We start from the raw sequence: 14,346 nt of genomic DNA, 5'->3' as shown, positions 1-14,346 counted from the left end.
ATATGGATGAAAGGAGACCTTGTAACATTAGAAAGAATACTTCTAAATTAAGGATTAATAATCCATTCCTGCGCCTGGCATTGCGGGAGCAGAAGAGGATTTATCTTCAGGAATATCGGCAATTAAAGCTTCTGTTGTTAATAGAAGTCCAGCTACAGAAGCTGCACTTTCTAAAGCACAACGTGTTACTTTAGTTGGATCGAGAATTCCTGCCTCAATCATGTCGGTGTAAGCATCGCGTAAAGCATCATAGCCTTCGCTAGAGGAACGAGAAAGCACCTGTTGACAGATGATAGCGCCTTCTTTACCAGCATTTGCTGCAATTTGCTTTAATGGAGCGGATAGTGCTTTGAGAACAATACGTGCTCCGATTTGCTCATCTTCATTTGTAAGAATAGGAATGAAAGCTTCTAAAGTGGGAATGCAGCGAACTAAAGCTGTACCACCACCAGGTAGAATACCTTCTTCAACTGCAGCAAGAGTTGCATGCTGAGCATCATCTACTCTGTCTTTTTTCTCTTTCATTTCGATTTCTGTAGCAGCGCCTACACGGATTACAGCTACGCCTCCGGAAAGTTTAGCTAACCGTTCTTGGAGTTTTTCTTTATCGTAATCAGAAGTGCTGTCTTCGATTTGTTTTTTGATATTTTCGCATCGAGATTCAATATCTTCTTTACTTCCAAGTCCTTCAACAATTGTCGTATCTTCTTTGGAAACGATTACTTTTTTAGCTTTTCCTAACATAGCTAGAGTTGTATTCTCAAGCTTCATGCCAAGCTCTTCGCTAATGAGCTGACCACCAGTTAAAATAGCGATGTCTTCTAACATTGCTTTTCTTCTATCGCCAAATCCAGGAGCTTTTACTGCACAAACTCTAAATCCAGCACGTAGCCTGTTCACTACTAAAGTGGCTAAAGCTTCACCTTCGATATCTTCGGCGATGATAAGTAGGGGACGTCCAGATTCTGCTACTTGTTGTAAAACTGGTAGGAAATCCTTAATTCCGGAAATTTTTTTGTCATAAATAAGCACAAGAGCTTCTTCCAAAACACATTCTTGTGTTTCAGGATTTGTAGAAAAGTAGCTAGATAAATATCCACGGTTGAAATTCATACCTTCGACAACGTCGAGAACAGTTTCGAAACCTTTAGCTTCTTCAACAGTAATAGAGCCATTTTTGCCAACTTTTTCCATGGCTTCGGCGATAAGATTACCGATTTCAGAATCGTTATTTGCAGAAATAGTTGCTACTTGAGCTATTTCTTTGTGATGTTGTACGGGTTTACTAATTTTTTTGATTTCATCGACAACGACTTTCACAGCCTTATCGATTCCTCTTTTGAGATCCATAGGATTGGCGCCCGCAGTTACGTTTCTCAATCCTTCGCTGTAGATAGCTTCAGCGAGAACAGTAGCTGTTGTAGTTCCGTCACCAGCTTTATCTGCAGTTTTGCTGGCAACTTCTTTGACCATTTGAGCTCCCATATTCTCGTGTTTATCTTCGAGCTCAATTTCTTTGGCGACAGTTACACCGTCTTTTGTAACTTGAGGAGAACCAAAGCTTTTATCGATGACCACATGACGTCCTTTAGGACCTAAGGTTACCTTTACAGCTTCTGCAAGAGTTTTAACCCCTTTATGGATTTTCTTTCTGGCGTCTTCGTTATATTTAATATTTTTTGCTGCCATTGTTTTTGTGCTCCTTAACTTTTTGCAATCTATAAATAATGATTTATCTTACTTGAGAACTGCCATAACTTCGCTTTCCTGAACAATGACGTACTCCTCACCATCGATGGTAAGGTCTTGTCCCGCGTATTTATCTATTAAAACAGTATCACCTACTGAAACCTCGAAAGGTAGGGTATTACCATCTTTATCTCGTTTTCCTGTGCCTAGAGCGAGTACTTCTGCTCGATCTTGTTTTTTCTTTGCCGTATCAGGTAAAATGATGCCGCCGCGCGCTGTAGAATCTTCTTCTTCTCTTTTCACTAAAATTCTATCGCCCAGGGGCTTAATCCTAAGGGTCGTTGCTTGATCTGACATGTTATAAGCTCCTTGTGTTTTATGTTCTAAGAGACTTTGCCGTTTCTCGAAAACGATATCAGAGTCTCTCGTTTTTGGCAATGATTTTAGCACTTAATAATATCAAGTGCTATTTTTTTTAGTTATTTCAAATTAAAGATGATAACTCCTGGATTTTTCTCTCTATAAAGGAAAAGGCCTTATGTATTGGCTCACTTGTTATCATATCCAATCCAGACTTCTTCAAGATTTCTAATGGGAAGTCAGAGCCTCCACTTTTTAAGAAGTTCAGATACGAGTTGAGAGCGTTGTCCTCTTTGTTAAGAATTTTTTCTGCAAAGCATAGAGAAGCAATGATACCTGTTGCGTATTGGTACACGTAGAAATTGTAATAGAAATGAGGAATTCTTGCCCATTCTATGTTAGAAAGAGTGTCGAATGTTACGATTTCTCCATAAAAATCATTTTGTAAATTCTTATAAGTTGAAGATAGGTACTCTTCGGTTAAAGGAAGACCTTGTTCTGCAGCAGAATGCACTTCATATTCGAAAGATGCAAATAACACCTGACGAAATAGTGTAGAGAAGATTGTATCCAGACATCTTGTAAGAATAGTGATTTTCTCTTCTTTAGAATCGCTCTTTTTAAGCATTGAGTCCATAAGAAGCATTTCATTTAGCGTTGAGGCAATCTCTGCAAGGAAAATAGGGTATTGTGCTTCATGGAAAGATTGATTCTTCCGACTGAAATAGGAATGCATGCTGTGACCACCTTCATGAGCAATTACAGATACATCATATAATGTTCCCGTGTAGTTTAATAGAATATAGGGGTAGCTATCATAACATCCCGAAGAATAAGCTCCAGAGCGTTTGTTAAGGTTCTCGTATTTGTCTACCCAACCTTCTGTAGTTAGTCCCTGTTTTAAAGTATCAACATATTCAGTTCCAAGTGGTGAGAGGCTGTTATAGATAAGATCAACGGCATCTTCATAAGAATATTTTTTTTCTTCGGATTGACTTAGAGGAGCATATACATCATAAAAATGGAAATCTTTTAGATTTAGAGCTTTTTGTTTTAGAGAGTAGTATTTTGTAATCAGTGAAGAATTTTTCTTCACGATTTCGATGAGATTAGTATAAACCGTTGTCGGAATATTATTATGATATAATGCTGATTCTAGACAGGAACTGTATTTTTTGTTTTTTGCATAGAATAAATGTGCTTGAACTTTTCCATTAAGGAGATTAGCAAAGGTATGTCGATAATTATAATATCTTTCGCATTGTGCTAGATAAGCTGTTTTCCTTAATTCTCTATCCATAGACTGCATATATAATGATGCTAATGCATGGGAAAGGGGATGAGAATTGCCTTCTGAATCGGTAGCTTGACCAAAAGGAATTTCAGAATCACTTAAAGAAGAAAATGCCTTGCTAGCCACTTCAAAAGGAGCAAATGCGGAAGCTAAGATTTTTTCTTCTCCAGGGGTGCCTGTATGCATAGATAGTCTAAAGATTTTCTCTAAATAGAATCTATAAGGTGCTAAGCAGGGAACCGATAAATGTTGAGCTATTATAGTCTCTGATAAACTAATTAAAGCAGGTTGTATCCAAGAGATTTCTTCAGAAAAGAGAGTATATAGATGTGTGATCGATTTTAGATCTGCGATTCCCTCCTGGTTTGTTATGTCTTGATCATGAACTAGATGAGCATAAACGTAGAGTTTGTCAAGCTTTCTTTCAACCGAGAAAAGTTTAGTTAATAGAGAAAGGAGAGATTCTGAATTCTCAATTTGATATTGCGTTGCTTGTAGTTCTGGCCAGGTAAGTGAGCCGTCCGTTTTCAGCCCAAAAGAATCCAAATCTGCTTTCCAGTCCGCTCTATTTGGGTATAGAGGACTTACATTCCAGCAGTCTTCGGTAGGGATTTCGTTTCTTGGACGAACTATTTGTTGTTTTTCTGTATCTATGGTCATGATGATCTATGGATTTTTGAAATAGTAAAAAAGAACTTACTATAAAGTAAGTTCTAAGAAAAAGCCAAGAACGATCACACACATTTTTTGTATATTAAAACTGATTGTCAGTATCAATAAATGTTGAGGAAACTTGTAGGTTTGTTTGAAGATAATGTGCGAGAGCTTTTGGTCCTACTTTTTCTGTTGCCGTATGACCAAAGGCTAGAAAATGCACATGATTTTCTATGGCCATTGACCATGCAGGTTCATCAAAATTTCCCGTGATGAAACAATCAATTTTACAAAGAATAGCTTGAGATAGCTCTTTGTAAGCTCCGCCGGAAATTAATGCTGCTGAGGAAATGGTTTGCGGACCACCAAGTGCTTGAGCTTTTATTGGAGACTGGTAGTAATTAGATAGATTTTCTACAAAATTATCTATAGATATTGGGGTGAAGGATCCTTGAACTCCTAGATAGGGAAGAGAGCTGCCAAATGGCTTTAAGTTTGTCCATTGTAAATCGCGAGCTACTTTCCAATTATTTCCAAGGATTGGATGCGCATCTAGGGGTAGATGATAAGATAATAACTGTATGTTATGCTTGATCAGGAGTTGTACACGCTTATAAAGCATTCCTGTAATAGGATAGGGCATTCCTTTCCAAAACAGTCCATGATGAACAATCAATATATTAGCGCCTAGTTTGACAGCTGCTTCTATGGTTGCTAGGTCTGCAGTTACCCCAACAGCTATCTTCTCAACATTCGTGTCAAGATTTCCTATTTGTAGTCCATTAGGGCCATAATCCGGAAATGATTCCGAAGAGAATAGATCGTTTAAATAGATAAGAAGATCGGTAACGTTCATGAGAAGATAATAGTTATAAGAAGTCATTATTAATTCATAAATGCACATTCTTGACAATCTTTACCAAGATATAGAGATATTACGATTATTTTTTTCTTATGTGATGGATCAGATTCTTCAAACTTTCATAGATAAACTTATTTTTTTTCTACCCAGACATCTCTCATAAGTAATTCTCTAATATATTGTTTATTAATCTCTTAGTTTGTTTTTGTTTTGCAAAATAATTTCACAGATAAAAATATAGATTCACTAATTAGTTAATTATAAATAGACTGCTTACCCTAATATATCAGGGCTTTTTAATTTAACTTGTTGCACCCCTGTCATTGGATAAGAAAACTATTCTTGATAGTCGTGGATCAATGAGTTGTCACAATACATTTTTTTTCTGTGTTAAATCATCTCTAGTTGATGATTGTTCATATTCTTGTATTTCACAGCGCTTGTATAAGCATGCTGTAGTTATATCTAGCGTTTTTTTGCGATCATATCTCTTGTCTTGGCTTCTGTTGTTTTTAGTGGAATCTCTGAGCCAATAATAATATTAGGTTTAGTAATCTCTTTAGTGCTTTGTGGATCTGTATTAATCTCTACTTTGTATTATTCTAGACGCCCTCATGTTATTATAACGCCTGTTATTGATCCTGGTATAAGTAGTTCTATTTCTCCTTCTACTGAAGAGGGTTCTTTTTTTGAGGATTTTACAGAGGTTAGTCCTAGCTCTACATTAGATTCTCAATTTGCTGCTGAAGCATCTTCTCAGGAAGAAATAGATCCTGTTTCAGAATTGCTTTCCGAAGTTGTTTCTATTGTTGCATTGGATTCTGATGTTGTTCATGAGGCATCTTTTGAAGAAGAGAGTATTTTTTTTGAGGATTCTGTAGAGGTTGGTTCTAGAGATACATTAGATTCTACAATTGATGGTGTGGAACCTTCCGATAACGATTTTGTTTTAGCTGAAACACCAGAATCATATTCCGAGAATGCTACCGCATCTATGTTAAATTCTAATGTTATTCGTGAGGAATGTTTCGATGAAGAATCGACTTCTATTTTAAATACCGCATTTAATTTATCTCCCTTGGTTGCTAGTGATGTCTCTACTAGAGAGGAAGATAGTTTAGAAATAGATATGGACTTAAGTTCGTTATACGATAGTCAATTAGCAATCAATACGGAGGCTGCTGTTGACGTTGCAAACTGTGTAGATGAAAGAAAGCTTATTCCACAAGGATTTCTTGAAATAGTAGAAAAAAATTATCCTAGAATTATCTATCAGATATGTATTGACGAGAGCTTAACAGTTCAAGAGCTACGCCTTCTTATAGAAGGCTTGATTGAGAATAGAAGGCTTGAAAATTATCCTGAAAGTCTCAGGATAAAATTACAAAGTTTCGGTTTATCTATTATAGAACTTAATTGTCATAATATTGAGCTGCAGCTCTTAGATGAAATTTTACTAAAGGAGTGCCCTTTTTATTTTCTCAATAAGTTGATTGCATTAGGGAATAGAGAATTGCCTGCAGCAGAGAGAATATCTCCTGCTGTTTATTGGACAAGTCGTTTAGGGTTTGTGAGTCAAATGGATACGATTTTCATTCCATCCGTTTGGATTTTATCTCGAGTAGCAACTCGAGAAGAATATGTGACGTTATTCGATCATGCTAAAAATAATACATGGAATCAAACTCAGGATTTAATTTCTGATTTGCAGAATCGTTTGATGATCTATTTAGATAGTGAATATAATCCAAGCTTTTCTTGCACGAAGAGTAGTGTTCGGTGGGATTTAAGAACTTCTTCTTGGCTTTTCTACCTATCTAAACACGGATTGAGTTGGGAACAGTTACAGTTATTTAGAAAAATAGATAGCCGTTCTGTGAATTTCCTTTGTGAAATTGAACAGCAAGGTCGAGGGGGACATTTAGCAAGAAATATGGTCTCTGTTTTCGCATATATCAATGAGAATCAAGAAAACTTCGATTCAAATATTGCATTATTTACATGGGAAGAATGGATGAGGGATTATTCTGAGAGTACTAAAAGAGGCGAAAGGTGGAGAACACACGAATCAACCATAAGGTTATTAAATGCTAAACGAAATGAATTAGATTCTCTTAAGGAGACTTCATTTGATTGCGAAGAGTTAAGTGGGTTGCCATATTATACTTATGATTTCTCTACAGGAGAAAGACGGACTCTAAGCTAACTAATTTTACATTCATTTAGTATCAGTTCTTGATTGTTATAATTGTCAGTTTGTAAAGAATCTAGGGTCTATAAATACTTAAAGAATAAGTAGATCATTTTATATTTTTTTTGAATTGCTAATATTTAGATTCACTTTCTGATTGAGGACATAATGCAAAAATTTGTCGCAATACATTTTCTTTTGGGTATCTAAAACACTCTCCTTAATATTAGGGCCTTAGCTATTTTATTATGTCAATGATACAGGATTATATGAGAATATTCCATGAGTCTTATTTTTGGAATAGATAGGGATAAAGGAACAAAGGCTCTAGCTTGATTTTCAAAATAGTATGGAATTGCTGAGAATAAGATTTTTTGTGTGATTGGGAATGTAGTGTGGCCAGTTCTATTGCTGATGTGGTCTTCCCAATAGTTGGAGAAAACACCTGACTTCGTTACCTAATAGATAAGTTGAATAAGGCTGCCCATTAGTCAGTAGGTTGTGTTTAATTATTCTTTCTATCACTGGCTATTCCTATTATTTATGAGATAATTCATTTGGCATTACGTCCTTGTCTACTTTTTAGTTTATGCTTTGGTATTTTCTTAGTTTCTATAGGAATAGCATCATATTTGAGAAGGGAACCTTCTATTCCTAAAGGTTCCCTTTCTGTCATTCGTCAAGCTTTTCTTAGCGTGATTTATAAGTTGATTCTTCAACAAAGATTATAGCTACATGAATTATGGGATGTTTCATTATGGTTGATTTCGGGAAATTTTATTTTCGACCCATCCGGAGAAGTTCGGCTTTGAGTGTTTACAAATAGCTTGTGGGGAAGTTGATCTTCTAGATTTAGAAGATCTTTTACCTATACATTGTCCTTTTTATTTAATCCAATTAGGTCCTAGGGAATTTCCTGAGTTAGAGGAGTTAGATCCGCCAATTTATTCGCTAAGCCGTTTAAGTTTGTCAGATAGTTTGGATACCGTATTCCATCTCTCTACGTATGGATGTTTGCGCAATCTATTCTCAAAATGAATATGAACAATTGTTACTGCATGCTAAAAACGCTACCTGGGATCGTGTTGAACATATAAGAGAAGATCCCTTGTGAGGTAAAATAGCTACACCCGGGCTACTATATCTATGTTAGCACGGTGTAACTTGGGAACAACTGAAACTTTGTAAGAAAATCTACATGAAATCGGTTAGATTTCTTTATGATTCAGAAAGATCAGATGAAGGTAGAGATCTTGGACGAATAATCAACTCTACATCGAATTATATTCACGAAGATAATGAAGAGATTGACTCCTTCATGGCTCTTACCTGGGAGGAATGGAGCGAGATTGTCAGGAAAATAGTGGGCATCCTAACTGGTGCTATAGATTTTTTGAATAAAATCGAGCGTGAAGAAGGTTTTCCTTATTATACAATAAATAGAACAAAGAGAGGGAGGGGAATCAATTAAATCTTTACTATTTCTTAATCTATTGAACTTTAATATGTTAAATGGTTAGTGTATTTCAAGTTTTTTGTTAAAATGAGAGTTCTTCCTTCTCTCTTAGAGGAATTTTTTAGTGAGGTATTTATGCAGGAGACAACCCCCCCCCCTTAGGGTCTAAATTAATGCAAGAAAGAACTTCTTTTCATTGTCTTGCAGAGAAGTTATGTAAAAATGCCTAAAGATATAGAGTGTGAAAACTTGTGCCTTATACATCATTTGGACATGTCTATGAGGGGGAAAGTTTTAATGAAGCTGGGAATCGCCCTATTCCCCCATATTGATGAGAATGATCCGAAAAATTTCGATCCATTCATTACTTTACTCACTTTTGATGAGTTGTGGGAAGATTATAAACATAATCAGGATAAACCTCCCTGGAGCTTCTATGATGCGATAATCACACTTTTAAATAAACGGAGTATAAATCCCGTACAAAAGTACAATGATGAAGCTACTCTTTTAGCTTTTCAGTATGACATAGATAAACTTACAGGAAATAGGTTGCTTGTAAGGGTTGATGACATCTGATTTGTAGGTTTTTTTATATGTTATTATTGTCAATAAGTTGAGTGAGTTAATGAATTTAATAAGTACACCTTCACATTCTGGTTCCAATGAATTCCCAATAATTAAACAAAATAGCCAATCGTGCTTAACAGATAAGTTGCGTAAGTACGCTTTAGTTACAACCAGTATTTTTTGTTCAGCTGTTGCTATTGCTATGGTAGCTATAGTTGCCTGTGGATTTATACAGCCTATAATTCTTGCCTGTTTATTAGTGTCTCTTATTGTTGCTGGAGTGATGTTGGTTTTAATGACCCGTCATATCCGTGACATGCGACCAGTACTTCCCTCAGGTTTTCTTAATGTAATAAAAAAAGAATACCCAGAAGCGCTTTACAACTTGATTATTCAGGAGAGATTGACTCTACAAGAGCTGCGTGTTGTTCTTTCAGGTTTATCTTCTGGAACATTTACTTTTCCTTCGAGCAAATGTCAAAAGAAGCTAGAGAGATTTGGTTTTGAGCGTTTGCAAAAAGCTTGTGAAGGAATTCAATTACCCGATTTAGAGAAGATTCTTTTGAAGAATTGTCCATTTTATTTTGTGAATAAATTTATTCAATTAGGTCCTAAAGAATTTCCTGAAGCGGAAAATATGGATCCTGAGATTTATTGGGTGTGTCGTACGGGGCTAGATTCTACGTATAATACCGCTTTTGATCCTGATGTATGGGTATTAGCTCATGTGGTCACTCAGGAAGAGTATGAAATGCTATTGATGCATGCAAAAAATAATACCTGGGACCAAGTTAGCGAGGTTTTTATTGCTCAAGAATTAAATCCTCGACTTAGAAAATTTATAGAAACTGCAAATGTTGAAGGTTTTCATATTGACAGGGATATGTTGTTGGGAGGTCTGATATTAAAGTGGTTGTTAAGATTATGTAAACACGGAGTCTGTTGGAAACAGTTGGAACTGTTCAAGGAAATAGAGTGCAAACACGTAAATTTATTTACTCTATTTGACTTGGCAGCTAGAAATTTGAATATCATGAGGTTAATGCTTGTTATTGCTCCCTATATCGATGAGAATAAGGAAGGATTCGATCCGTTTATTACTCTAATTACTTGGGAAGAATGGATTAGAGAATATGAACAAATAAAAGGAGCTAATTTCTTTTTCGGTAGGACTTTAAAGTTTTTAAGTAAGAACAGCCGTAAGACATTAAAGGATCCACCATCTTTTATAACTCCGGTATATTATATAAATACTCATACTGGTAGTAGAGTTTTGGAAGAAGATTCTGAAAAAGGAAAGAAGTTTTTTAATCCATAATGCCTTCTACCCCTATAATTTAGTTATCGTATCATGAATCTAGCCCCCCCCCATTCAGATGCCAGCGCTTCTTTGCCGATAGCGCAGGCCTCTTTTAAGAATAAGTTATATAAGAATATAGCGTTAATAGGAGGTGTTTTTTGTTTAGCCCTTTCCACGGTATTTGCAATTACGCTAGCTTGTGGATTTACACAGCCTATAATTCTTGCTTGTTTATTAGTATCAATCATTGTTGCTGGAGTAATGTTAGCCTTGGCAATTCATCGTATAGTACGCGGTGATATGCGCCATTCACTTCCCTCAGGCTTTCGTTCAGTAATTAAAANTTATTTTAGGTTTATCTTCTGGGACATTTACTTTCCCATCGATAGCATGTCAGGAGAAGGTAGAGAGATTTGGTCTTGAGCGTTTGCAAAAGGGTTGTGAGGGGATCGAATTGCCTGATTTAGAGAAGATTCTTTTAAAGAATTGTCCATTTTATTTTGTTAATAAGTTCATTCAATTAGGTCCTAAGGAATTCCCTGAAGCGGAAAATATGGACCCTGAAATGTATTGGGTGTCGCCAACTGGTTTGGCGGATAGTCCTGACATAGCGTTACATCCTTTTATTTGGATTCTTGCAAGAGTTATTTCTAAGGAAGAGTATGAAACACTACTATGTCATGCACAAAATAATACTTGGAATGAAGTCAGTAATTTAACCAAAGAAATAAAATCCCGCGTCAAGAATAGTTTGAAGGAATACGATGTTAGCGGACTTGGTGTGAAAAGAACTAGTCTCATGGTCGGTTCTCCGTGGCTATTACGCTTATGTAAGCACGGAGTCTGTTGGAATCAATTACAGTTATTTAATGAGGTAAGTAGTCAAAGTATCAATTTATTGAATGCTTTTGATTATTCATTCAGGGGTCTGAATCTCCAGCGATTGTTATTTGTCACTTCTTCCCGCTTAAAGGAAGATTCTCAGGATTTTGATCCGGGAATTGCTCTGCTGACATCAGAGGAATGGATTAAAGAATATGAAAAGAATCGAGATAAAGACGATTGGAAGCCTTTTAATGGTACTATAGATCTTTTAAACAAGCGTGGTAAAAAAATCTTTATAGAATTAGACAATGAGGGACTTCCTGTGGTTTTTAGATATGACATGAATAAGTCTACTGGAGAGAGAATTCGAAGGAAACGGCTCTCCCTCGATATTTAATTTTAAAAATGCTATAATCGTCTTTTAGTTTGTTTATTTTTAATAATTTAGAGGGCCATGAACCCATCAAGTATATCTTCACATTCTGGCTTAAATGGATCTTCAATAATTAAACACAATAACCAACCTTGTGTAAGGAGTAGGCTACATAAGTATACTTTAATTATAACTAGTATTTTTTGTTCCGCGGTTGCTATTGCTATGGTGGCTATAGTTGCCTGTGGATTTACACAGCCTATAATTCTTGCTTGTTTATTAGTATCAATCATTGTTGCTGGAGTAATGTTAGCCTTGGCAATTCATCGTATAGTACGCGGTGATATGCGCCATTCACTTCCCTCAGGCTTTCGTTCAGTAATTAAAAAAGAGTTTCCAGCAGCTGTCTATGATCTGGTAGTTCAGGAGAGACTAACTCTTCAAGAACTGCGTGCTGTTATTTTAGGTTTATCTTCTGGGACATTTACTTTCCCATCGATAGCATGTCAGGAGAAGGTAGAGAGATTTGGTCTTGAGCGTTTGCAAAAGGGTTGTGAGGGGATCGAATTGCCTGATTTAGAGAAGATTCTTTTAAAGAATTGCCCATTTTATTTCGTTAATAAATTCATTCAATTAGGTCCTAAGGAATTCCCTGAAGCGGAAAATATGGATCCTGTACTTTATTGGGTGTCTAGAACCGGATTTTCCTCTACTTGCAACACGGTCTTTGATCCTAATGTCTGGTTATTAGCTAATGTAGTGACTCAAGAAGAATACGAAATGTTATTGATACATGCGAAAAATTCTACTTGGGATCAAGTTCGAGAAACTTTTGTTAGAGGCGAACTACGTAATCGAATCGAAGCACTTATAGTCACGGCGGATGTAGAGCACTTCGATACGCAAAGAGAATCTCTGAAGTTATGTGTTGGTGGTTTAGGTTTCACATGGTTACTATATTTATGTAAGCATGGAGTTTGTTGGGAGCAGTTACAGTTGTTCAGAGAGATTGAGTGTAGGCATATTAATTTTATATCCATGTTCGATGTATCATCCAGAAGTATGGTGACTACGAGGTTGATTTACAGCATTGCTTCTTATATTGATGAGAATAAGGAATTCGATCCGTTTATTGCTCTAATTACCTGGGAGGAATGGATCAACGAATATGAGAATAATAAAAACAATCGTCGATGGCGTTTCTTTGACGGGACCACGAAGTTTGTAAATAAACAAAGTAAGCGTGTTTTAAAATACAACCAAGTTCCTGAGACCCCTAGCTATTCTATAGATAGCCGTACGGGTAAAAGAACCCTTGATTATGATCCTTCCGATAGTGGGAAAGATCAAGAAATAGAATAAGATTCGTGCACCTTATTCCTTTATCCCTTTCGTTGCTTAAGGATAATAGAGGTGTGTGGATAGATGACAGACGTGTCTTATTGTATTTACATTTTTTAGCAGCTAAACAACAGTTCTGATCGATACTATGACTGTGATAGGTGTTCCCCCCATTCCATCAGTGGTTAAGCAAGATGGTAGAATATGTCTTTTCTTAGATATCTTATATAAGAACTCTCTACTTATTAGCAGTATTTGTTGTTTATTTCTTTCTACCGTTTTCATGACATTAATTGCTTTCGGGGTGACTCAGCCCGCAATCATTGTATGTTTAACGGTATCTTTTATTCTCTCTGGAATGCTTTCAGCATTGATTTTGCATCGTTGTGCAACACGAGATTCAAGGTTGCCTATACCAGAAGGTTTTCGTTATGTAATTAGAAAGCATTTTCCTAAAGTACTTTATGATTTGGTTATTGAAAAAGGGATAACGATTCAAGAGTTGCGGGTTGTTTTATCGGGGTTGCATTCGGGATATTTTACTTTTCCATCGACAGCACGCGATGAGAAGGTAAAGAGGTTTGGTCTTGAGCGTTTGCAAAAGGCCTGTGAGGGGATCGAGCTTCCTGATTTGGAGAATCTGCTTTTAAAGCACTGTCCGTTTTATTTTATGAATAAATTTATCCAACTAGGTCCTAAGAATTTCCCTGAATCAGAAAATATACCTCCTGCTATGTACTGGTTCTCTCATACAGGTTTGTCAGATAGGCTAGATACCATATGTCATCCTTATATTTGGATTCTTGCTCAGGTAATCTCCCAAGATGAATATGAAACTCTACTTCTACACGCAAAAAAAGGAACTTGGTTTGCAGTTAAAGACTTGGAGGAAACGGTAATCAATAAAATCCGTATGCATATGAGGAATATTTTTCTAGATAAGTCATGGGTGGAAACAGAGAGGTTATTTACATGTATTAAGTTGCCCTGGCTATTATATGTATGTAAACATGGTGTTAGCTGGGGGCAACTAAAGCTGTTCAAAGAAATATGTTATGATGATGTGAAGTTCCTAAATAAGATTAATAGGCTAGGTGGGGGCATGAACCTAATGAAATTAGCGGCTACAGTTGCTCCTTATATTAATGAAAATAGAAAAGGATTTGATCCATATATAACTTTGCTAACCTGGAATGAGTGGAGAGAGGATAAAAAACACGCTAGCTATGATAGAATAGTAGACTTTCTAAATAGCCATAGTAAAAACCATTTAACGAAACAACTTGTCTTTAAAATTCCCTGTTATTCTTATGATTCCATTACTGGAGATCGTAAATTTAAGAGATGGCTGAAAATCACGAGTTAAATTCTTTTTAAATGTTCTTCCGTTATCTCGATTCACAGATTAGAAAGAGTTGGATTTATTAATTG

Annotated in this window: 12 protein-coding genes and 1 pseudogene; 9 read left to right on the top strand and 4 right to left on the bottom strand. The window is 36.1% G+C overall.

Features of this window, described 5'->3' with window-relative positions; all coding sequences use genetic code 11:
* Nucleotides 1–54: 54 nt before the first annotated feature.
* The 4 genes from groL to H9Q19_RS00395 form a co-directional block, all read right to left on the bottom strand.
* Entirely contained in the window at nt 55–1,689 is a 1,635-nt protein-coding gene (groL, locus tag H9Q19_RS00410; protein WP_213241151.1) for a chaperonin GroEL, read from the bottom strand.
* Between the two features lie 48 nt (nt 1,690–1,737).
* A complete protein-coding gene (locus H9Q19_RS00405; protein ID WP_213241149.1) occupies nt 1,738–2,046 on the bottom strand; it encodes a co-chaperone GroES in 309 nt (102 codons plus the stop codon).
* 127 nt (nt 2,047–2,173) lie between these two features.
* Nucleotides 2,174–4,003: an oligoendopeptidase F gene (gene pepF / locus H9Q19_RS00400; RefSeq protein WP_213241147.1), complete on the bottom strand. Its 1,830-nt coding sequence runs from the start codon at nt 4,001–4,003 to the stop codon at nt 2,174–2,176.
* Nucleotides 4,004–4,097: 94 nt separating this feature from the next.
* Nucleotides 4,098–4,853 (bottom strand): Nif3-like dinuclear metal center hexameric protein, encoded by a 756-nt coding sequence (locus H9Q19_RS00395; protein WP_213242011.1) that lies wholly within the window; start codon nt 4,851–4,853, stop codon nt 4,098–4,100.
* Between the two features lie 568 nt (nt 4,854–5,421).
* On the opposite strand from H9Q19_RS00395, the gene H9Q19_RS00390 reads away from it, so the two are divergent.
* The 9 genes and pseudogenes from H9Q19_RS00390 (at nt 5,422) to H9Q19_RS00350 (ending at nt 14,281) form a co-directional block, all read left to right on the top strand.
* A complete protein-coding gene (locus tag H9Q19_RS00390) occupies nt 5,422–7,065 on the top strand; it encodes a DUF1389 domain-containing protein (protein WP_213241145.1) in 1,644 nt (547 codons plus the stop codon).
* 542 nt (nt 7,066–7,607) lie between these two features.
* Nucleotides 7,608–7,781 (top strand): hypothetical protein, encoded by a 174-nt coding sequence (locus H9Q19_RS00385; RefSeq protein WP_213241143.1) that lies wholly within the window; start codon nt 7,608–7,610, stop codon nt 7,779–7,781.
* Nucleotides 7,782–7,824: 43 nt separating this feature from the next.
* The gene (locus H9Q19_RS05400) at nt 7,825–8,088 is read left to right on the top strand and encodes a DUF1389 domain-containing protein (protein ID WP_213242009.1); all 264 of its coding nucleotides are present in this window, start codon (nt 7,825–7,827) and stop codon (nt 8,086–8,088) included.
* 127 nt (nt 8,089–8,215) lie between these two features.
* Nucleotides 8,216–8,521, top strand: a pseudogene (locus tag H9Q19_RS00375) (DUF1389 domain-containing protein); the annotation flags it as partial.
* A 282-nt stretch (nt 8,522–8,803) separates the two neighbouring features.
* The gene (locus H9Q19_RS00370) at nt 8,804–9,085 is read left to right on the top strand and encodes a hypothetical protein (protein ID WP_213241141.1); all 282 of its coding nucleotides are present in this window, start codon (nt 8,804–8,806) and stop codon (nt 9,083–9,085) included.
* A gap of 49 nt (nt 9,086–9,134) precedes the next feature.
* Nucleotides 9,135–10,394: a DUF1389 domain-containing protein gene (locus H9Q19_RS00365; RefSeq protein WP_213241139.1), complete on the top strand. Its 1,260-nt coding sequence runs from the start codon at nt 9,135–9,137 to the stop codon at nt 10,392–10,394.
* A gap of 328 nt (nt 10,395–10,722) precedes the next feature.
* Entirely contained in the window at nt 10,723–11,598 is an 876-nt protein-coding gene (locus H9Q19_RS00360; RefSeq protein WP_213242005.1) for a DUF1389 domain-containing protein, read from the top strand.
* A gap of 57 nt (nt 11,599–11,655) precedes the next feature.
* On the top strand, nt 11,656–12,936 hold the full coding sequence (locus tag H9Q19_RS00355) for a DUF1389 domain-containing protein (protein ID WP_213241136.1): 1,281 nt from the start codon (nt 11,656–11,658) through the stop codon (nt 12,934–12,936).
* A gap of 127 nt (nt 12,937–13,063) precedes the next feature.
* On the top strand, nt 13,064–14,281 hold the full coding sequence (locus tag H9Q19_RS00350) for a DUF1389 domain-containing protein (protein ID WP_213241134.1): 1,218 nt from the start codon (nt 13,064–13,066) through the stop codon (nt 14,279–14,281).
* The last annotated feature ends 65 nt before the right edge of the window (nt 14,282–14,346 follow it).

It is taken from the genome of Chlamydia crocodili, assembly GCF_018343815.1.
In the GTDB taxonomy this organism is placed as follows: Bacteria; Chlamydiota; Chlamydiia; order Chlamydiales; family Chlamydiaceae; genus Chlamydia; species Chlamydia crocodili.
This window is presented reverse-complemented; position numbering and strand designations above follow the sequence as displayed.

What these genes read in the sequence shown, in the direction of transcription:
- groL (WP_213241151.1), bottom strand. Translation starts at nt 1,689, where the DNA reads ATGGCAGCAAAAAATATTAAATATAACGAAGACGCCAGAAAGAAAATC.
- H9Q19_RS00405 (WP_213241149.1), bottom strand. Translation starts at nt 2,046, where the DNA reads ATGTCAGATCAAGCAACGACCCTTAGGATTAAGCCCCTGGGCGATAGA.
- pepF (WP_213241147.1), bottom strand. Translation starts at nt 4,003, where the DNA reads ATGACCATAGATACAGAAAAACAACAAATAGTTCGTCCAAGAAACGAA.
- H9Q19_RS00395 (WP_213242011.1), bottom strand. Translation starts at nt 4,853, where the DNA reads ATGAACGTTACCGATCTTCTTATCTATTTAAACGATCTATTCTCTTCG.
- H9Q19_RS00370 (WP_213241141.1), top strand. Translation starts at nt 8,804, where the DNA reads ATGAAGCTGGGAATCGCCCTATTCCCCCATATTGATGAGAATGATCCG.
- H9Q19_RS00365 (WP_213241139.1), top strand. Translation starts at nt 9,135, where the DNA reads ATGAATTTAATAAGTACACCTTCACATTCTGGTTCCAATGAATTCCCA.
- H9Q19_RS00355 (WP_213241136.1), top strand. Translation starts at nt 11,656, where the DNA reads ATGAACCCATCAAGTATATCTTCACATTCTGGCTTAAATGGATCTTCA.
- H9Q19_RS00350 (WP_213241134.1), top strand. Translation starts at nt 13,064, where the DNA reads ATGACTGTGATAGGTGTTCCCCCCATTCCATCAGTGGTTAAGCAAGAT.